The sequence below is a fragment of the Shewanella sp. 1CM18E genome, assembly GCF_023161665.1.
Classification (GTDB): domain Bacteria; phylum Pseudomonadota; class Gammaproteobacteria; order Enterobacterales; family Shewanellaceae; genus Shewanella.
The window spans coordinates 128,222-146,804 of sequence record NZ_JALNTW010000002.1 but is presented as its reverse complement, the minus strand read 5'-3'; the positions used below and the strand labels follow the sequence as shown (position 1 = coordinate 146,804).

Annotated in this window: 18 protein-coding genes and 1 pseudogene; 12 read left to right on the top strand and 7 right to left on the bottom strand. The window is 42.4% G+C overall.

Going from position 1 to position 18,583, the window contains the following annotated elements; translation table 11 throughout:
• Positions 1–87: 87 nt before the first annotated feature.
• Positions 88–282 (bottom strand): DUF4250 domain-containing protein, encoded by a 195-nt coding sequence (locus tag MSG37_RS03900; protein ID WP_248469265.1) that lies wholly within the window; start codon positions 280–282, stop codon positions 88–90.
• Between the two features lie 230 nt (positions 283–512).
• Positions 513–1,814: an alpha/beta fold hydrolase gene (locus MSG37_RS03895; RefSeq protein WP_248469264.1), complete on the bottom strand. Its 1,302-nt coding sequence runs from the start codon at positions 1,812–1,814 to the stop codon at positions 513–515.
• A 302-nt stretch (positions 1,815–2,116) separates the two neighbouring features.
• Here MSG37_RS03895 and MSG37_RS03890 point away from each other — a divergent pair, with 302 nt between their 5' ends.
• Positions 2,117–2,761 carry an MBL fold metallo-hydrolase gene (locus MSG37_RS03890; protein WP_248469263.1) on the top strand — a complete coding sequence of 215 codons (645 nt, stop codon included), beginning with the start codon at positions 2,117–2,119 and terminating at the stop codon, positions 2,759–2,761.
• Positions 2,762–3,550: 789 nt separating this feature from the next.
• The gene (locus MSG37_RS03885) at positions 3,551–4,042 is read left to right on the top strand and encodes a DUF1097 domain-containing protein (protein WP_248469262.1); all 492 of its coding nucleotides are present in this window, start codon (positions 3,551–3,553) and stop codon (positions 4,040–4,042) included.
• A 141-nt stretch (positions 4,043–4,183) separates the two neighbouring features.
• Here the strand turns inward: MSG37_RS03885 and xthA are convergent, their stop codons facing one another.
• From xthA to MSG37_RS03870, 3 genes are read right to left on the bottom strand one after another with little or no spacing between them, the layout of a single operon-like run.
• Positions 4,184–4,990: an exodeoxyribonuclease III gene (gene xthA, locus MSG37_RS03880; RefSeq protein ID WP_248469261.1), complete on the bottom strand. Its 807-nt coding sequence runs from the start codon at positions 4,988–4,990 to the stop codon at positions 4,184–4,186.
• Positions 4,991–5,005: 15 nt separating this feature from the next.
• Positions 5,006–5,305 carry a YciI family protein gene (locus MSG37_RS03875; protein ID WP_248469260.1) on the bottom strand — a complete coding sequence of 100 codons (300 nt, stop codon included), beginning with the start codon at positions 5,303–5,305 and terminating at the stop codon, positions 5,006–5,008.
• Positions 5,305–5,850 carry a septation protein A gene (locus tag MSG37_RS03870; protein ID WP_248469259.1) on the bottom strand — a complete coding sequence of 182 codons (546 nt, stop codon included), beginning with the start codon at positions 5,848–5,850 and terminating at the stop codon, positions 5,305–5,307. The genes MSG37_RS03875 and MSG37_RS03870 overlap by 1 nt, the downstream gene beginning before the upstream one ends.
• 329 nt (positions 5,851–6,179) lie before the next feature.
• Between MSG37_RS03870 and MSG37_RS03865 the strand changes: the two are divergent.
• Positions 6,180–6,488: pseudogene (locus MSG37_RS03865) on the top strand (DNA alkylation repair protein); the annotation flags it as partial.
• A 111-nt stretch (positions 6,489–6,599) separates the two neighbouring features.
• The gene (locus MSG37_RS03860) at positions 6,600–7,034 is read left to right on the top strand and encodes a TonB family protein (protein ID WP_248469258.1); all 435 of its coding nucleotides are present in this window, start codon (positions 6,600–6,602) and stop codon (positions 7,032–7,034) included.
• A gap of 603 nt (positions 7,035–7,637) precedes the next feature.
• Here MSG37_RS03860 and MSG37_RS03855 read toward each other — a convergent pair.
• Positions 7,638–9,041 carry a multiheme c-type cytochrome gene (locus MSG37_RS03855; RefSeq protein WP_248469257.1) on the bottom strand — a complete coding sequence of 468 codons (1,404 nt, stop codon included), beginning with the start codon at positions 9,039–9,041 and terminating at the stop codon, positions 7,638–7,640.
• A gap of 493 nt (positions 9,042–9,534) precedes the next feature.
• Here MSG37_RS03855 and MSG37_RS03850 point away from each other — a divergent pair, with 493 nt between their 5' ends.
• The 5 genes from MSG37_RS03850 (at position 9,535) to rluB (ending at position 13,376) form a co-directional block, all read left to right on the top strand.
• Complete coding sequence (locus MSG37_RS03850; RefSeq protein WP_248469256.1) at positions 9,535–10,407, top strand: PHP domain-containing protein; 873 nt, start codon at positions 9,535–9,537, stop codon at positions 10,405–10,407.
• Positions 10,404–11,024: an L-threonylcarbamoyladenylate synthase gene (locus tag MSG37_RS03845; RefSeq protein ID WP_248469255.1), complete on the top strand. Its 621-nt coding sequence runs from the start codon at positions 10,404–10,406 to the stop codon at positions 11,022–11,024. Before MSG37_RS03850 ends, MSG37_RS03845 begins: the two co-directional genes overlap by 4 nt.
• A gap of 100 nt (positions 11,025–11,124) precedes the next feature.
• Entirely contained in the window at positions 11,125–11,913 is a 789-nt protein-coding gene (locus tag MSG37_RS03840; protein ID WP_248469254.1) for a ScpA family protein, read from the top strand.
• Positions 11,897–12,511: an SMC-Scp complex subunit ScpB gene (gene scpB / locus MSG37_RS03835; protein WP_248469253.1), complete on the top strand. Its 615-nt coding sequence runs from the start codon at positions 11,897–11,899 to the stop codon at positions 12,509–12,511. The genes MSG37_RS03840 and scpB overlap by 17 nt, the downstream gene beginning before the upstream one ends.
• On the top strand, positions 12,504–13,376 hold the full coding sequence (gene rluB, locus MSG37_RS03830) for a 23S rRNA pseudouridine(2605) synthase RluB (protein WP_248469252.1): 873 nt from the start codon (positions 12,504–12,506) through the stop codon (positions 13,374–13,376). The genes scpB and rluB overlap by 8 nt, the downstream gene beginning before the upstream one ends.
• A gap of 83 nt (positions 13,377–13,459) precedes the next feature.
• Here the strand turns inward: rluB and MSG37_RS03825 are convergent, their stop codons facing one another.
• Positions 13,460–14,197 carry a YciK family oxidoreductase gene (locus MSG37_RS03825; RefSeq protein ID WP_248469251.1) on the bottom strand — a complete coding sequence of 246 codons (738 nt, stop codon included), beginning with the start codon at positions 14,195–14,197 and terminating at the stop codon, positions 13,460–13,462.
• Between the two features lie 261 nt (positions 14,198–14,458).
• Here MSG37_RS03825 and MSG37_RS03820 point away from each other — a divergent pair, with 261 nt between their 5' ends.
• The 3 genes from MSG37_RS03820 to MSG37_RS03810 all read left to right on the top strand — a co-directional run bounded on the left by MSG37_RS03820 (position 14,459) and on the right by MSG37_RS03810 (position 18,551).
• On the top strand, positions 14,459–16,945 hold the full coding sequence (locus MSG37_RS03820; RefSeq protein WP_248469250.1) for a VolA/Pla-1 family phospholipase: 2,487 nt from the start codon (positions 14,459–14,461) through the stop codon (positions 16,943–16,945).
• 144 nt (positions 16,946–17,089) lie between these two features.
• Entirely contained in the window at positions 17,090–18,118 is a 1,029-nt protein-coding gene (gene sohB / locus MSG37_RS03815; protein WP_248469249.1) for a protease SohB, read from the top strand.
• 262 nt (positions 18,119–18,380) lie between these two features.
• Positions 18,381–18,551 (top strand): hypothetical protein, encoded by a 171-nt coding sequence (locus MSG37_RS03810; RefSeq protein ID WP_248469248.1) that lies wholly within the window; start codon positions 18,381–18,383, stop codon positions 18,549–18,551.
• The last annotated feature ends 32 nt before the right edge of the window (positions 18,552–18,583 follow it).

Sequence of the window (18,583 nt, the reverse complement as noted above, 5' to 3'; positions counted from 1 at the left end):
TATGTAGCAGGAGGTGGCGAATACTTATGGTGTAGCCACTATGGAGGTTTTTGTTGGCGATGAGTTGTTAACCTTATCTATCGCTAATTATCGAGTTTTGTATTGATTACACACTGGGTCATACTCAAATCCGCTGGCAGCGAGCTTTTGTTCAAGTAACTTGCTATCAATATCTAAGTCATAAAACAGCGCCTGTTGGTCTTTACAATTTAAACGTAGGTGTTCGTTTGCAATACCAACGAGCACTTCGGCTGATAATGTATCGAGCTTATCACTGTTCATAATGGCTCCGTTATTTGCTTTACTGATTGGTCGATTTTTTCGTCTTCAAAGTATGAATCGTGAAATGCAAAATTGCCAATGTGGGAGCACGGATGGGGGCGTCATATGCGTAGTAAAAAACTCGCTGTAATTTTAACACAAAAAAAAGCAAGTCTTGGTTAAGACTTGCTAAAGTGATACAGGTGAGGAACAGATTACATAATGTCGTATTAAGCTTAAGCCTTTATTAATTAACGCAGCTTTTCCCCACGATTAATTCCAATTAATCTATCTAGAATATGCTCGCCATCCATACGAATTCCGTTGTGTTCATACTCAGAGGTTACCCAGTATTTTAAGTTGCCAACTCGGGCTGCAGTTTCGAGGCTATATTGCATTTCTACAAACATATCTTCACTGTAAATAGCTGCACTCACAGGCACTTGGTTATTAGCCAAGGTCTCTAGGTTGTATAGCATTGGCCAGTCTGATTTTTGGGCTAAATCCTCAGCGGCCTGTTTAAGCGGCTTAAGGTTACCAAATTGCTCAAAAAACCACGGGTAGACCATTTCGCCAGTAAATAGAAACGGCTTTTCGCTGCTGTAGTTGAACTCCGAGTATGTTTGTCTTACTCGGTGCGCAGCCCAATTTGAATGGGTTTGCTGGCAGTAGATAGATTCATGTAACAAGGCAAAAATTGGATTGGTATTGAAATCCAATAATTGACAGAAGTGTGCCAAAAATAGCGGATTAACTTGAGTGCCGGATGGCGTATCAATTAACGCTTGCTCCAATAAGTAGTAAACGCTTTCAGGTCCTTGCTCCATACCAATATTAATGCCCAGTAGTTGCAGCATTTCAACGGTTAAACGCTCACCTGTTGCTAACAACACTTGGTTGTTTTCGATATGGTTAGCGAGGGCTTTAATTAAGCATTGTGCATCGGTAAAGCGGGTAAAAAAGTCATGGTTTTTGGCTAATACGCGTTTGTAAGTTGCTTGGTAAACTTCATCGGCACTGCGTGTTAGCGACGGAATACCGCCGGTAATATAGGCTTCAGCTAGCCCCTCTGGCGCATCATTTAAGTATTTTAAGACACAAAAACCACCAAAGCTTTGCCCAAGAATAGTCCATTTTTGGTTGTCCGTCAGTTGCTGACGAATGGCTTCTGCATCACGAATGATGTTATCTGCACGAAAGTGGCTTAGATACTGACTCTGCTCGTTGCTGGTAAGATGCGACAAGCTGGCATAGTTAACAGGAGTGGATAAACCTGTACCTCGTTGGTCGAGTAAAAGCACGCGATATTCTTTAAGTGCGCGTTTTATCCAACCACCATTAGCGGCAGGGCGCACAGCACCGAAACCTGGGCCACCTTGAAAAAAAACAATAAAAGGTAATGACTTAGCGCTATTTTCTGGACTCGATATTTCTCGTGCAAATACGCTGATTTTCTCGCCATCAGGGCGTTGGTAGTCTAGAGGTAAACTGAAATAATGCTTACGGGCAACCATACCTGCGAAAGTAAGTTGAGCTGAACAAGTTGAGTTCATGGTTTCGACCTTTTTAAATGCGCTAGTAAGTGAGCACTGCGTGATGGAGTAGGCGATTAATCGTACTGGATAAAATCATCAAGCTATTGTGCTGGTTGCGTTGATTGTATACCAAATATGAGGCATTAATCAGGATTATGTAAATGGAAACAAATTGCCACAAAGCGACGAGTGCAGAGTAAAAAATATAATGCAGTTTTTGTGAGCTATGGGGCAAATTATCCTAATAATAGATAGTGGAATTGGCCAACATAACGTACCCTTTAGCCATTCACAGCGAAAAGAGCCTTAGGTGTTTATCGATGAAGTATCAGTTAATACCCGTTACCCCATTTCAGCAAAACTGTAGTTTAATTTGGTGTTCAGAAACCATGAAAGCGGCAGTTGTCGATCCTGGTGGAAATATTGAGCGTATTTTAGAAGAAGCAGCCAAAAACAATGTGGTAGTGGAAAAGGTATTGCTGACTCATGGACATATAGATCATGTTGGTGGTGCGGCAGCGTTAGCTGCACAACTTAATGTGCCAATCGTTGGTCCACATAAAGCTGATGACTACTGGTTAGACAGTTTACCAAAGCAGAGCCAGCATTTCGGTTTTGTGCATTGCGATGCGTTTACGCCTGCTCAGTATTTAGAAGAAGGCGATGAGGTTACCGTTGGTAATCAAGTATTGAAGGTAATACATTGCCCAGGTCATACGCCGGGTCATGTGGTGTTTTTTGCAGAGTCGAGCAAAACTGCATGGGTAGGGGATGTATTATTTAGAGGCTCAATAGGCCGAACTGATTTCCCGTTATCTAATCACCAGGATTTAATTGACTCGATCACCCAAAAGTTATGGCCTTTAGGTAAAGATGTGCAGTTTATTCCTGGTCATGGTCCGTTATCGACTTTTGGTGATGAGCGTTTACAAAACCCATTTGTAGCCGATCAGCTGTTTGGCTAAATAAGAGCCAATTTAAATGAGTTATATTTGTTAGGCCATAGTTGTAAGTAAAAGATCCTATAGCTGCACCCTAAAAACGAAGCGCCTTCCGGCGCTTTTTTGTTTTCAGCCTTAAACCACCTACTTCAGTAGGTGGTTATCATCAATTAGGCTTTGCCTGAAGTACGTTTACTGGAATTTCGTAGTTAAGGCGATGTTTAACGACTTATAAGCACGCCGACATTTTTGAAAGAAAAGGGTCCATGGAGGCTCGCTTATCGCATCCATGCGATACACGGCTTATAAGTTCATTTAAACATAGCTTACAAGCTCAATTGATACGTGAGCTTTGCTAATAGTGCGGTACAAGCTTCTAAATCAGGGATGATTTAGTAGAGCCTATAGGGATATATTTACGGCGTCTTGTTAACGCAGGGTTGGAAAGCTCCCTTTTAGGGAGTTATATCAAAGCCACCTTCTTCAGAAGGTGGATCTTTTACTTTCAGCATTCAAGCATTCTTTGATACACAGATTGGGTGAGCTGGAGCATTTATTCTAAACAAACTTTTAATGCTTGTATTGTTAATAATTAATATAGCTGAGTAGCTATTTGTAGGTACTTTTACTACAAAATTTAAGTTTTTGTGCGATAAATCGACATTTGAGTACAGTAATTAGGTCTAGATCGTGTTTTTTTACAGATAAAAAAGGTAGTTTAGCTGGCCTGAATCTAACTCACTAATCGAATTGACCCCGAATCATTAGTTAGTGAGTTGAGCGTTACGTGAGTTATACGTTAAGAGGTAAGCTATGGAACATCGTTGGCAAATTGCTATATCAGCTGGGTTACTCGCAGGTATTTGGGCGGGGGTTGCAGACGCGCTTCATTTAGTGACTTGGATTGGTTTTTTAAGCTGTAGCACTTTTTTTGCTCAAACGCATTCAGGCCTTAAAGGCATGTTTATGGCGATGAGCACCAATTTATCAGGTGTATTCTGGGGCTGGCTAATTATCTCCGGTAGTAGCTTCTTTGTATCTCCGTTATTTGGCTACATTTTCACGGCTATTGCGACTTCCGCTATGTGTTTGCAGGCGAGCTACCAAAAGTTGGCATTTATTCCTGGTGCATTTATCGGTTGTTGCATTACCTTTGCTATGGGCGGTGATGTTGCTGCGATTATTCCGCCGTTATTGATAGGGGCAGTGTTAGGTTACAGCATGAGTTTGCTAACTGGCCAGTTGATAACCTTAACCAACAAACTTCAAGGCGCTGCTGCAGAGCAAACTGCTGAAGAGTCGTAAAGATTTATATTTTAGCCGCTAATGCGACTCCAACTCGAACAGATAAAAAATGCCAGCAATATTGCTGGCATTTTTTTATATGTAAACTCAATCAGAGCCTAACTTTTAGTTTGGTCTTTAGGCTTACTTATAGCCATTAAACTAGCTAAATGTGCTCCAGATTGGCGCATGATCAGATGGCTTTTCAATGCCGCGTAAATCGTAGTCTACATCTGATTCAATAAGACGTTCTGCAAGTGATTTAGTGGCTAACACTACGTCAATACGCAGGCCACGGTTATCATCAAAGCCTTTGCTGCGATAATCAAACCACGAATAGCGTTCTGTGCGTGTTGGGTGAAGCTCGCGGAATGTATCGACTAAACCCCAATCCATTAAGGTTTTTAGCCATTCACGCTCTTCAGGTTGGAAACTACACTTACCGGTTTTCAACCAACGCTTGGCATTTGGCTCACCAATACCAATATCTAGATCAACTGGTGAAATATTGATGTCACCAATAATAGCGATATCTTCCTCTGCACTATGGTGTTCATTTAAGTACTGCATAAGATCTTTGTAGAACTTACGCTTAGCAGGGTACTTAGTTTCGTGGCTGATGTTATCGCCTTGAGGGAAGTAACCGTTAAGTACGGTAAGTGGACGGCCGTTTTCCTGAGTGAAGGTGCCCATAATCATACGGCGCTGAGCATCGTCTTCATCTGTTGGAAAACCTTTTTGTAGTTTGACGGGCTCGGCCTTTGATAGCATAGCAACGCCGTAATGGGCTTTGCCGCCATGGTAATGCACTTTGTAGCCCATAGCTTCAACATCAGCAACTGGAAACGCTTCATCATGCACTTTGGTTTCTTGTAGACCAATAATATCAGGCTGATGGCTATCAATTAGTGCCTGTAATTGGTGCAATCTTGCGCGCAGTCCATTGATGTTAAATGAAACAATTTTCATTATTAGGTCCTTTTATTAAGGTAAAACCAATTTGTAAGGTTTTACAATCACGCTTTCATAAACGCCTGCTGCGATATATGGATCGGCATCCGCCCAGCACTGTGCATCTTCAAGCGATGCAAAGTCTGCAACTACCAATGAGCCAGTAAAGCCTGCTTCACCAGGATTTTCACTATCAATTGCAGGATGAGGGCCGGCAATGAGTAATCGTCCTTCATCTGTTAGCGTTTGCAAGCGAGCCAAGTGGTCTGCGCGAACGGATAGACGTTTTTCTAAGCTGTTTTCAATATCTTGCGATGAAATCATATACCACATTATTTGAGTTCCTTACGATCTTCTTCAGACATGTTTTTAAATAAGTAAATAACGGTTAGTACGGTATTGACCAGAGTGAGTGCCGTTAAGCCAAATACTTTAAAGTTAACCCAAGTCTCTTGCGATAGACTAAAGGCCACGTAGACGTTAACTAAGCCGCAAATCACAAAAAATGCTACCCAGTACCAAGTAACTTGGGCCCAGATTTTATCTGCAACCACGAGTTCCTTGTCTAGCATGCTTTTTAAAATCGGCTTATTCATTAATTGGCTGATAGCTAACGCAATCGCGAATAGGGCGTAGACTATGGTCACTTTCCATTTAATGAATGAGTCGTCATGTAAGATGAGGGTGAGCGAACCAAATACAGTAACCATCACAAAGGTTATAAGGTGCATCTTTTCAAGCTTTTTATAAAGCATGTAGCTGATGACAAGTTGTAATGCGGTTGCTGCTATCAAGGCGCCACTGGCAATGTAAATATCGAAAAACTTGTAGACTGCAAAGAAGATCACAAGAGGTAAAAAGTCGAGCAACTGTTTCATAGATTTGTATCAGTTAGAATGAATTTAACTGAGGCTGAGTGTAGCATGCAAGCCTAATTGGCAAAAGTGAAAGGCTTATCATCAGCGCAGCTTGTTGTCGGAGCTGGGGAGATGAAACGCAGATGGTGATAAATCGCTTATTTAGTAACATATAACTAGCATTTATTTAGGCAGATGTCTGTTTAACTCGATAGTGAGCATACCGGAAATCATCACTCTTTCGTTAGGGGATGGAATCTCCCTTGAGGCCAACTTTAAAATAGGTTTAGTGCTTATTAAACATATATACCTAAAACAATATCACTAAGTACTAACCTCGTGATGCAAGCAATGTGGTCTGGGTGAAGTTTATTAATCGTAAAATAGGTAAGCAGGTGTATCAACTTAGACCTGAACTTGTATTCGAGAATGCACAGCAATTACTGGGAGATCATGATGAATTCGTACAAAAGAGCATTGGTTGACTACTAAAAGTAACAGCTGTTCATCATCAAGACGCTGTTGTTGCGTTTATTGAACAAAACTCGGCAGTCATGCCAAGAAACACCTTAAGATACGCGATTGAAAAGCTTGATCCGCAAACTAGGCTGCCTCTAATGGGAAATAAATTTAGATTGATGAAATCCCCTTCAAAATAAGAGTTAACCTCCTAATTAGTGGTTAACTCTTGCCTTATCTCTTACCTGTGACTTTATATTCTTTTTCTAAAGTGATAGGTTATTTAACAATTTTAAAACAAAGGAATGTTTATGAAAGCCCTAAATATAGTCGTTTTACTAATGCTATTTATACCTCAACTAGCTAATGCAAAATCTATTTATGGGGAAGTATTAGTTACTAGCCAACAAGATCAAAATTCAAAATTATGGAGTCGTTCCTCCGAAAAACAGACTCAGTATCCCATTGAACTGGCTAGAGCTAGTGTCACTGGTTGCAGCGTTATATCATTTGATATCTCTGAAGAAGGGCGTGCAGAAAATCTTAAAGTTGAAAGCTCTGTGCCTAACAAGCCCTTGGCTAAATTCGCTCTTAAAGCTGTAAAACGCATGGACTGGGAGTTATTGGGTGAGAATGCTGCTAGAGCTGAAAAGCAGATTATTCGTTTAGATTATTGCTTAGGTGATATTTCTACGGAGGCAACGAAAGAGCAATGCGCGAAGCAAGTTTTGTTAAATTGCGCATAGCATGAGTACAGCTGTTTTTCTGCACTAAAGTTTTTGTTTAGGATGTATTGATTTAGGAGTTGCTGTACTTGGCGTTAGACTAGTGATATTTTCTCTCGAGATCTGCTTTCTGAAACTAGGGTCAGCAATTGAATTACAGTCTATGGCTTAAAAACAAGTATCCTCAATTAAAATATACTTCTAGTGCAGATACTTATGCGCTTATTAATCTGGCTAAATCGACGAGTAGATTTATACGTTTTTTGTTATCAACGTCATTTTTAGTCATTTTAATTGTTTTACTTAATACCGTATTGGCGGCAAATGGGGTTGTGCCATTTGAAGAGCTTGGTTACTGGTTATGTTTTTTGCCGGTCATTATCTTTGGTAGCTTATGTACCACAAAGCTTGAGCAAAGGGTTATTAAGTATCAACTGCATAAAATCATGCGTTATAAATTAGCATGAGGTTCATCTTGCTGAGTCGAGTTAGTACTTAGGCTCAAGCTAATTGAGATATAGAATTTTTGCATTAAGAAAGGCCCATTCACCGCTGATGAGTGGGCCTTTTTAATTTTACCGATAACCCGAGAGTTATCTTTAATTATGCCATGTAATAGGCTACTTACTTACGCACTAAGCCTTGGTACGTCTGACTTAACTCAGCCATTTCAACCGAAGGTACAATCACTTTATCTTCAAGTAGTAGATCTGCAACGCTTTGATCGAATGAACGGTAGTGTAGCTTAGTCTCAACACTGTAGTCGGTCACACCAGCTGGCAGAGTGAACGGATACTTAACTGTTTTAGAACCTTTAGCTGGGATCGTGTTTTGTACAGAGAAGCTAGCCACTTTCCATGGTTTGTGTTCAGACTTGCCATGAACATCAACCGCAGTGTCTTGGAAAATAACTGTACCTTCTGGTAACGCGTTTTCAGCAGTTAATGTACCTGAGCGTAAAAGCTCTTTGCCATTAACATCACGAACGATAACTTCTAACCAGATCTGGCGAATGAAGGTCAAGCTCGTTGGTAAATCATGGCCTGCGCGGCGGTTAAACACGGTAACTTCTAATACCGGAGCATTGGCAGAACCTGTTACTTCAGCTTCAAGTGCGGCAGCTGATTTTAAGCGCTTAACCGCTTCATCTGCATGAGCTTGGCCGTTTTTAACGCCTAAAAGCGGAGCGATAACCGCATTGCCACCCACAAAGCCATGGTCGTGCACTAAGCTACGAACTGGGCCGCCGCGTGCTGCTTTACCACCTAAGCGGTGCTCTTCAAGCTTTTTAGCCGGTAGCATTTCGTCTGCAACGCGCATTGCTGTTTCAACAGGCACCATGTGACAATCTTGACATTGAATATCTGCTTTAGCGTAGTCAGATTTTTTCCACTCGTCATAGGTATGTTCAAGGGCAAAGTTGTCGTGAACAGGGTTAAATACGTTATGGCAGTTAGCGCAGAACTCAGACTTAGTATGTAGCTCTGAGTATTCAGCCTTATGCCCGCGAGGCTTAGCATCATCAAATGGGCCACGTTTAACTTTGTCGTTAGCTATTTCTAATGAAGCATTACCATGCTCACCCATAGCTGTGTGTTGCATGTTGGTATCAACCACACTGTGGCACACTTCACACGATACACCTTGATTAGCGATTGCTTGGGTGGTGAAACCACCAAACTTGCCTGATTCAGATTTAAATTCTACCGTTTGAGTAACAGTACCTAGCACTGTGTGACAGCCACCACAAAGGTTTTTAGCTGCGCCGTTGGTTTCTTTCTCACCCATAGCCCATTCAGCTTGGAACACTGGATCGATAAAGGCGATAGAGTGCATTGAGCCTTGCCAGCCGTTCCATTGACGAGGATGACAGCCTTTACAAGTGTTTGAGTCGCGCCATTGTTTTAACTCAGGCTTTTTATCACCTTCAACACTTAGGTATGACGGCGCAAATTCCATCTCTTTTTCGGCGTGAGCTAGCACAGGCATCGCGCACAAAAGCGCTAAAGCTAGGTATGTTTTTTTCATGTGGTTATTTTTATCCAATAACTAACTAAATTACTCGAAAGCTCAATCTAAACAATCACTGTAGATTGGCAGGTGTCAGCCTAGTCAGGCGTGAGCATAGTAATGAAATCTTCAAAAGGGTTCTGCAAGCTGCAGCACATAAAGTTATTGAATTAATTTATATTTTTAGAGCTTTCTCAAGAAATTGAATAAAAATAAACAATTTGCTACCTAGAATAGCCAATACTTGATAGGGAAGCTTAAAAGTACAAATTAAACGCATGTTTATTAATGAGTTAGCACTCTGGATGTTAGGGACTACTTTAAGTTTAGTCATATTGATTGAGGTGATTGTAGCTAAGCTTGGTTAAATCGTTTGTTTAGCCGCGCCTGTGTCCTGCAAAAAGGGTAAATCTTGCTAACAATTATGAGAGAAAAGCTTGTACATGGGATTAAATTACTAAAAAGCGGATTAAAATCACCCTTAGGGGCTAAACTCAAGTATCATAGGCGCATGAAAGATGAAAATAATACAGATGTAAGATTGGTTGATTTACACAGCCATACGACCGCATCCGATGGTCAACTGTCCCCTTCAGAATTGGTTGAACGCGCGATATCTAAAGGCGTGCAAATGTTTGCCATTACAGATCACGACACCATAGATGGATTAAAAGAAGCTCACCATTTTAATCAGCATCATGACACACCTTTAGAGCTTATTAATGGGGTTGAAATTTCAACTCGCTGGAATAACTTTGATATTCATATCGTTGCGCTAAATGTTGATATCAATAATGTCGAGTTGGCCGCATTTTTAGTTAACCAACGTGAGCTACGATCAAGCCGTGCTAAAGAGATAGGTGAACGCTTAGCTAAAGCCGGTATTGAGGGCGCTTATGAAGGTGCAAAAGGTTATGCCGGTGAAGCGGCAATTAGCCGTGGGCATTATGCGCGTTGGTTAGCTGAAAAAGGTTACGCCACTACTACCGCCAATGTATTTAAAAAGTACTTAGCGCGCGGTAAAACCGGCTATGTGCCAAATAATTGGGGCGATATGGCCAGCGCTATAGATATAGTGCACCAAGCGGGCGGAGTCGCAGTGCTTGCTCATCCAAGCGGTTACAAATTATCGGCTAAATGGCTTAAGCGCTTAGTGCGTGAATTTAAAGAGGCTGGCGGTGATGCAATGGAAGTGGTGTTAGGCCAGCAAACTATTGATGATCGTAATAACCTTATCTCGCTTAGCATCAATAATGGCTTAACGTGCTCGTTAGGCAGCGATTTTCATTTTCCAGGTAGCTGGATTGAGATCGGTAAAAATATGTTCCAACCCCAAGGTGTAAATTGGGTTTGGCAGTCAGAAAAATGGAAGGTAGTACAATGAGTCAGTTCTTTTATATGCATGAGGAAAACCCTCAAGCGCGCTTAATTAGTCAAGCAGTGAACGTCATTAAAAGCGGTGGTGTCATTGTTTATCCAACGGATTCAGGTTATGCCCTTGGCTGCTTGATTGGTGACAAAGATGCAATGAGCAAGATTGCTCGTATTAGACAGATTGAAAATGATCATAACTTTTCACTCATGTGCCGCGATCAGTCTGAACTTGCTAATTATGCTCGTGTAGACAATCAGGCATACCGCTTGCTTAAGCAAAATACACCGGGTCCGTACACCTTTATCTTTAAGGCTTCAAAAGAAGTACCTAAAAGATTACAAAACCCAAAGAAGAAGACTATTGGTATCCGTGTACCTGATAACGTGATTGCTCTGGCTTTGCTTGAAGCGCTAGACGAGCCGTTAATGTCGACCAGTTTAATTCTGCCAGGCCAAGACTTCACTGAGTCAGATCCTGAGCATATCCGTGACATCTTAGAACACCAAGTTGACTTGATTATTCACGGTGGTTACCTAGGTGAAAAACCAACGACAGTTATTGATTTATCGGATGATACAATTGAAGTTATCCGTGAAGGTGCTGGCGACGTAACACCGTTCCTTTAAGGCGGTTATCGCTGCGCGATTAATTGCCTGCGTTGATGGCTTTAATCGGTGAACATTTACAGGTATAATCGCGCGTTTGCGAAAATAGAGGGTATTACGGATGGAGGGCGTTCAGCAAAAATTGCCTTTAGCCGTGGTTCGGGGTGAACCTTTTAAGGTGATGCCGAAAGACCTTTTTATTCCGCCAGAGGCATTAGAGGTTTTTCTTGAGTCCTTTGAAGGGCCGTTAGATCTTTTGCTTTATTTAATCCGTAAACAAAAACTTGATGTTGTTGATTTACCGATTTTCTCAATTACTCAACAGTACTTAGAGTATGTGAATCTCCTGCAAGGCGCCAAAGTGGAGCTTGCAGCAGATTACTTGGTGATGGCAGCAACCTTAGCCGAGATTAAATCTCGACTACTGCTGCCAAGGCCTGAGGTTGAGCAAGAAGATGAAGAAGATCCACGGGCACAGTTGATCCGTCAACTTAAAGCCTATGAAGTGATCAAAGATGCGCAAGAAAAGCTGGATGAATTGCCGAGAATGGAACGCGATATGTTCCAAGCTAAAGCGGTTCCCGCAGCGAATATCAAGCCTGAATTATTACCTCCAGAGGTGTCTCTAACTGAGATTGCTCGAGCGTTTTCTTCAGTATTAAAGCGTATAGAAGCAACTGAAAGTCATCATGTTGTTCGTGAAGTCTTGTCGACTCGTGAACGCATGGCGCAAATATTAGCTAAGCTCAATGCTGAGACTTACTTACCATTTGAAGCCTTATTTGATTTTGAAGAAGGCCGCAGTGGGGTTGTAGTCAGCTTTTTGGCATTAATGGAGCTGGTAAAAGAGTTACTGGTTGAGCTGGTACAAGCTGAGCCGTTTTCAACGATACATGTTAGGGCCTATTAAGTTGTCGCAGATAAACCCAGATCAGCTTAAGCAGTTAATCGAGGCTAGCCTATTTGTGTTAGCTAAACCAATGACAATTAAAGCATTAAAAGAAAGCGTATTGGCTAACTTTAATGTGTCACGGGTAAAAATTAAGGCATGTATTGAAGAGTTACAGCTCGATTATGAGAATCGAGGTGTACAATTAGTAAAAGTGGCTGGTGGTTATCGTTTTCAGACATTGGCTGAACTGAGCCCATTTTTACAGCCCTTGTGGCAAGAAAAGGCCCCAAAATATTCACGTGCGACTTTAGAAACATTGGCGGTAATTGCGTATCGTCAACCTGTTACCCGTGGTGACATTGAATTTGTGCGTGGCGTGGCTATAAGTAGCCACATTATCAAAAGTTTAAACGATAGAAATTGGATTAAAGTTGTTGGACATAAAGAGGTTCCGGGCAGACCGGCACTTTATGCAACGACGACCGATTTTTTAGCTTATTTCGGCTTAGATACCATTGCGGACTTACCGCCTTTATCTGATGCTGAATCATTAGCTGCACTTTTTTCAACAGAAAAGAGTGTGAGCGAAAAAACAGAAGAGTCTACTAATGAGTGAAAAATTGCAGAAAGTCTTGGCCCGTGCAGGCCATGGCTCCCGTCGTGAGATGGAGGCATGGATTGCTGCAGGTCGAGTTAGTGTTGACGGCGAAATTGCAAGCCTAGGCGATCGCGTTGAATCAGACGCAAAAATTCGTATCGATGGCCGTACAGTTTCAATTCGTTCTGAAGAAGATGTGGTTTGTCGTGTTATTGCATACCACAAGCCTGAAGGTGAAATCTGTAGTCGTAAAGACCCTGAAGGGCGTCCAACGGTATTTGATCGTTTACCAAAAACCCGCGATTCGCGCTGGGTTGCAGTAGGCCGTTTGGATATTAACACTTCAGGTTTATTGTTATTCACCTCTGACGGTGAATTGGCAAACCGCCTAATGCACCCATCAAATGAAGTTGAGCGTGAATACGCTGTGCGTACATTTGGTGAAGTGACAGATGCCTGTATTCAACGTTTACGCATGGGCGTAACCTTGGAAGACGGTCCAGCAAACTTTGACAAAGTTAAAGCTGCTGGTGGCGAAGGCATGAACAAATGGTGGCACGTTAGCTTAGCTGAAGGCCGTAACCGTGAAGTGCGTCGTCTATGGGAATCTCAAGAAGTTCAGGTAAGCCGCCTTATCCGTATTCGCTACGGCATGATTGAGCTACCTAAAGCCTTGCCACGTGGTGGTTGGATTGAGTTACCGATTGAAGAAGTAAACTACTTGCGTAAAACTGCAGGTATGGACGAAGAAACGCGTACATTACTTGGTACTGACAAGCACAGTGTTGCGCGTAATAAAGTACGTAGCGCTAAAATTAAGCGTGCTGTACACAAGCATAAAGTTGCTACAAGCAAGCCAAAGCCATCGCGTCAGCGTAGCTAATTTATTAAGTTACTGATGATGAAGATTAAAAAGGCCGCTAATTAGCGGCCTTTTTGTTTTTAAATATTGTCTCTAATACTGAATTACTGAGCGTTAAGCTGCTGGCCATTCACTTCTTTAGAGTCATCACCCATTAAATACAGGTAAGTCGCCATAATGTCTTCAGGCGCTTTTAAAGTTTGTGGGTTTTCAGCTGGGTAAGCATTAGCGCGCATGCCTGTGCGAGTGGCACCTGGGTTGATGCTGTTTACACGAATAACCGTATCTTCATATTCGTGAGCCAGTGATTGCATCATGCCTTCAGTCGCAAACTTAGAAATTGCATATTCGCCCCAGTAAGCACGGCCTTGGCGACCGACACTGCTAGAAGTAAATAGCAAAGAAGCACTGTCTGACTTGCGCATAATTGGCAACATTGCTTTGGTTAGCATGATTTCAGCAATCAGGTTAACTTGTAGAACATCATTTACCGTACTCATGGTGATGTGTTCGAACGGGCCTAATACGCCAAGTAAGCTTGCGTTATGCAGTAGGCCGTCAAGTTTACCAAACTGCTCTTCAATCGTTTCAGCCATATCCTTGTAGTTTTGTTCTGTCGCGCCTTTTAAGTCGAGAGGCACAATGGCTGGTGTAGGGTAACCGGCTTGTTCAATTAGGTCATAAACTGCTTCTAGTTTTTTTACTGTTTTGCCTAATAAGATCACCGTGGCGCCATGTTTTGCAAACGCTATCGCGGCGGCTTTACCTATGCCGTCGCCAGCACCAGTTACCAAGATAGTCTTGTTTTTTAGTAAATCTTTTGCTGCTTGATATTCCAACATGAGTTAATACTTCCTCAGAGCTCAAACGCCCGTCACTTCTAGAATCGCTGATATGTTAAACAGTTGTTTTAAACAAACGATTAAATTTTATCCGTTCAATTAACATTTGGTTGTGACAAAAATGTAGCTAAGTCAATAATTTTACGTTAACTTGAACTTAGCTAAGGACTAACAATAAGTCCTATTGGTATACATTGTTGACTATTGTGACCAATTTCTTAGAGAAAACAAAACTATTACAACAAGATTTGGGGAAAAAAGATGAAAAAACTCTTTTTGGGCGTAGCAATCACCTCAGCACTGGGGCTCACAGCCTGTAGTGAAGACAGTTATAACGAGTTAGTAGACAAAACCGAACCGCTGGTGCCACAGTCCGTTTATGTCTTTGACCCCGCAAATTCTGAACTACCTTTACCGAATGACTTATTGTTTAATGGTACAACTGACGGAACATTGGCTATTCCTGGAGAAGAGTCAGGTGATTATGTTGATCCGCAAATTGCATTGGGCGCGTTAGATGGTTGGTCTCTAACATCACCAATAACGATTGATGTTGTTCCAGCGAAAGACAACGATGGCACTATGCTGACAATTGATGCAGCGTCAGTTGCGCAACCAGGTGCGGTACGTGTATTTGAGGCTACAGTTGGTGGAGCGCTTTCATCAGATCCAGAGTGTAGCGAAGCGCCTTCAGTATCCGCCTGTAAAGTGGGTGCCGAACTGCAGTTTGGGGTTGATTACGTTTCTCAGGCTTCAGGTAATAAAGTTGCGATTATTCCACTTAAGCCACTTAAGGCTGGTCAATCATACATTTATGCGACCACCACACTTATACAAGATTCTGCAGGCCGCCCAATTGCGCCGTCAGCAACTTATGATTTATTAAAGTTAGATATCGAAACTAAACCGTTAGAAACCCCAGATCAGTTATTTTTACAAACTCTAGTAAACAGCTACGAGAAGGGCATGGCTGCAGCCGGTGGCCCAAGTGTTGAAGAGGTAACTTACTCAGGCCTGTTTACCACTCAGTCAGTGGCCGATGTGTATGAGACCACTAAATTATTGATGGTTGACCCAACAGACGGTAACCCTTATGCACCTAAGCTCACAGCAATGCCAACACCGCTAGGTGTCACTGTTGCACAGGCTGCAGGCCTAACACCTGCTGATGGCTTAGCTTATGTGGTATCTGATTTAGCTGATGTATATGCGGCAGAGATTCAAATTCCAATTTATGGCGATTGTTCATCTACAGCTTGTTTAGACGCGAATCTAAACCCATTGATTAATGGCCACTGGAAAGCACAAGGCGATAGCCCGGTTTCAGTATTACTTGCATTAGAAGCTGGCACCTTAAGCCAAGCCAACTATGCAGGCCAAGCGATGGCTTATGGTATTGACCCTGCTGCAGGTATCGCAAATCCAGCACTGTTAGCAGGTAAAGCATGGCTACTTGATGATGGCACTCCTGCAGATACAACTAAGCATCTGACTAAGTTTAACCCTATCCCTGCTATCAAAGGCTATGAAAAGGTTGCGATTCAAATTACTTTACCAAACGCGGCTAAGCTAGCTGGTTTTTATCAGCAACAAGGTCTGCCGTTTACACCACCAACTAATGGTTGGCCGACAACGGTGGCGATGCATGGTTTAGGTGGCGGTAAGGAGATGGCGCTAGCATATGCGGGTACTTATGCCGCTTCTGGTATTGCAACGATTGCTATTGATATGCCATTGCATGGTGCGCGTTCATTTGACGCTGATGGTGATGGTATTTATGAGGTTTCTGCAACCGATCCAAGCTATGGCGCGGTTGTAGGTACACCAGATGCGTTTAAAAACGGTAACCCACTAGCTTTTGTTAACATCGCTAGCACTTTAACTGTTCGTGATAACTTCCGCCAAGCAACGGTAGATCATCTAGCGCTACGTGCAGCCTTGACAGGTCTATACATGGGCATTGCTCAAGCGGGTGGTCAGCAGATTTTTGATATCAGCCAAATTAGCGCTCAAGGCTTAAGTTTAGGTGGTATTGTTGGTTCAACATTCGCTAACTACGCTTCAACAGGTCTTCGCGACCCTGCTAGCGGTACTGAGTTACCAAATGCTTACGGCTTAAATGCTGCATCATTAGTTGCGCCTGCAGGTGGCTTAGCCGGTGCATTTGCTGGTTCGCCAACATTTGGTCCAGTATTGTTTGACACTATAGTTGCTACAGAGGACTTCCAAGCGCTGGTTGATGAAGCCAATGTAAATGGTGCAGAGCCTGGTAGTGATGAATACAACGCGATTGTGGCTGCAGTATACGCAGAGTTTATTCCAACCTTTGCTTTTGCAGTACAAACAGCCTTTGATAGCGCAGACCCAATTAATCATGCCGTGTCGCTTGCTAGCACTCAGTTACCAATTCACTTAATTGAAGTAGTGGGTGATGCAACGAACAAGCCTGATCAGGTATTGCCAAATACAGTAGAAGGTTTCCCACTTTCTGGTACTGAGCCGTTGATTGTTAACCTTGGCCTTAAGTGTGTAGATAGCACTGAAGCAGGTTCAGGTGCGGTGCGCTTTAGTAAAGGTCATCACAGCTCAATTGTAAGCCCTGATGAGATTGATGGGGTAACAGATGGTATGGCTGCGCAAGCAACCGTTGAAATGCAGCAACAAGTTGCCGCATTTGCGCTAACCGCAGGTAAAGGCTCAGCGACTATCTTAGTGCAAGATAGCTCAGTGCTAAAAAGCTGCCCATAAGCAAAATAGTGGTTTAAATTAGCCATATTTGTTCAAAAAAAGACCCAGCGAAAGCTGGGTTTTTTATTGGCGTGTTTTATTGCTAAATAGGCTGCTAGAATAGGCCTCAATTGAAGAGATAATCAGTTTAAGCTGGAGAATATTTTGGAATTCCTGTACGAGTACGGTTTGTTTTTAGCTAAAGCGGTGACTATCGTTGTAGCCATTCTAGCAGTAGTGATTGTGGTACTGGCTTCAACGATTAAACATAAAACCGATAAAGGTGAGCTTAAGCTAACTAATTTAAGCGATAACTTAAAATCATTAAAGCATGACCTTAAAGAAGAGTTACTGTCGAAAAAAGCATTTAAGGCTTATGAGAAGCAGTTAAAGGCTGATGAGAAAGCCAAAGAGAAAGAGCAGAAAGACAAGGTTGAAGAAGCAGAGCCTAAGGTCTTTGTTGTCGACTTTAAAGGCAGTATTGACGCGGGTGAAGTGGCTTCACTACGCGAAGAGATCAGCGCTATTTTGGCTATTGCTGAAAAAGGCGATGAAGTGATTGTGAATGTTGAAAGTGGCGGTGGTATGGTTCATGGCTACGGTCTTGCATCAAGCCAACTTGATCGCTTAAGACAAGCTGACATCCCACTAAGCATCTGCGTTGACAAAGTCGCAGCCAGCGGTGGTTACATGATGGCATGTGTGGCCAACAAGATTTACTCAGCGCCTTTCGCCATCGTGGGTTCTATTGGTGTAGTGGCACAAGTGCCAAACTTTAATCGTCTGCTTAAAAAGCACGATATTGATTACGAGCAGCACACAGCAGGTGATTTTAAGCGTACCTTGACTATTTTCGGTGAGAACACCGATGAAGGCCGTGAGAAGTTTCAACAAGAGCTTGAAGAAACTCATGTGCTATTTAAGGCATTTATTGCTAAATACCGCCCAGAGCTTGATCTTGAAAAAGTGGCAACCGGTGAACACTGGTATGGTCAACAAGCGATTGAGCTTGGTTTAGTTGATGAAATCGCAACGAGCGATGATGTGATCATGAAGCTTGCCAACGAGCGCACAGTGATTAAAGTTAGCTACCAGCTTAAAAAGAAGCTATCAGATAAAATTGCTCACGGCGCATCTTTATCGTTTAACGCCATATTTGATAAGTTTGCCGAGAAAAACCAGCCGCTTAAGTAATTGAGCCTGAGTTTAAAAACATTAGTTTAAAAGCATTAGTTTTAAAACGTTAGCTTTAGAACATTCGTTTTAAAAAACTGAAAAACCTGCCAAGTGCAGGTTTTTTTATGTCTATATGTTCGTGGCTAAATTAACTATCGCACCAGACTAGAAGCATGACTGATTATTGGACAAAATTTTGTTGGAGCTTGCGGCTCTGCAAGCCCTTGCATCTAAATCAAACTTCGTTTGATAACAAAGCCCACAAAGATTCTATATATTTTTGGCTACAGAGTGTCATCTAGTAACTGTGGTTCCAATGGCGTGCGGCCAGCGCATGTGCAGACACTTCCGTGACACGCAGCAAGTCCATCCTTGGAGGCTCGGCCATGACGTCCATGTCATGGACGGTCACGGCCGCATCTACACTTCGTTAGAAAAGCGCAACCTTTAACGCCCAAATAAGGGGCTGAATAACAAGTTGGC

Excerpts from the sequence above, each read along its gene's own strand:
- MSG37_RS03900 (WP_248469265.1), bottom strand. The coding sequence starts at position 282 with ATGAACAGTGATAAGCTCGATACATTATCAGCCGAAGTGCTCGTTGGT.
- MSG37_RS03895 (WP_248469264.1), bottom strand. The coding sequence starts at position 1,814 with ATGAACTCAACTTGTTCAGCTCAACTTACTTTCGCAGGTATGGTTGCC.
- MSG37_RS03890 (WP_248469263.1), top strand. The coding sequence starts at position 2,117 with ATGAAGTATCAGTTAATACCCGTTACCCCATTTCAGCAAAACTGTAGT.
- MSG37_RS03885 (WP_248469262.1), top strand. The coding sequence starts at position 3,551 with ATGGAACATCGTTGGCAAATTGCTATATCAGCTGGGTTACTCGCAGGT.
- xthA (WP_248469261.1), bottom strand. The coding sequence starts at position 4,990 with ATGAAAATTGTTTCATTTAACATCAATGGACTGCGCGCAAGATTGCAC.
- MSG37_RS03875 (WP_248469260.1), bottom strand. The coding sequence starts at position 5,305 with ATGTGGTATATGATTTCATCGCAAGATATTGAAAACAGCTTAGAAAAA.
- MSG37_RS03870 (WP_248469259.1), bottom strand. The coding sequence starts at position 5,850 with ATGAAACAGTTGCTCGACTTTTTACCTCTTGTGATCTTCTTTGCAGTC.
- MSG37_RS03860 (WP_248469258.1), top strand. The coding sequence starts at position 6,600 with ATGAAAGCCCTAAATATAGTCGTTTTACTAATGCTATTTATACCTCAA.
- MSG37_RS03855 (WP_248469257.1), bottom strand. The coding sequence starts at position 9,041 with ATGAAAAAAACATACCTAGCTTTAGCGCTTTTGTGCGCGATGCCTGTG.
- MSG37_RS03850 (WP_248469256.1), top strand. The coding sequence starts at position 9,535 with ATGAAAGATGAAAATAATACAGATGTAAGATTGGTTGATTTACACAGC.
- MSG37_RS03845 (WP_248469255.1), top strand. The coding sequence starts at position 10,404 with ATGAGTCAGTTCTTTTATATGCATGAGGAAAACCCTCAAGCGCGCTTA.
- MSG37_RS03840 (WP_248469254.1), top strand. The coding sequence starts at position 11,125 with ATGGAGGGCGTTCAGCAAAAATTGCCTTTAGCCGTGGTTCGGGGTGAA.
- scpB (WP_248469253.1), top strand. The coding sequence starts at position 11,897 with ATGTTAGGGCCTATTAAGTTGTCGCAGATAAACCCAGATCAGCTTAAG.
- rluB (WP_248469252.1), top strand. The coding sequence starts at position 12,504 with ATGAGTGAAAAATTGCAGAAAGTCTTGGCCCGTGCAGGCCATGGCTCC.
- MSG37_RS03825 (WP_248469251.1), bottom strand. The coding sequence starts at position 14,197 with ATGTTGGAATATCAAGCAGCAAAAGATTTACTAAAAAACAAGACTATC.
- MSG37_RS03820 (WP_248469250.1), top strand. The coding sequence starts at position 14,459 with ATGAAAAAACTCTTTTTGGGCGTAGCAATCACCTCAGCACTGGGGCTC.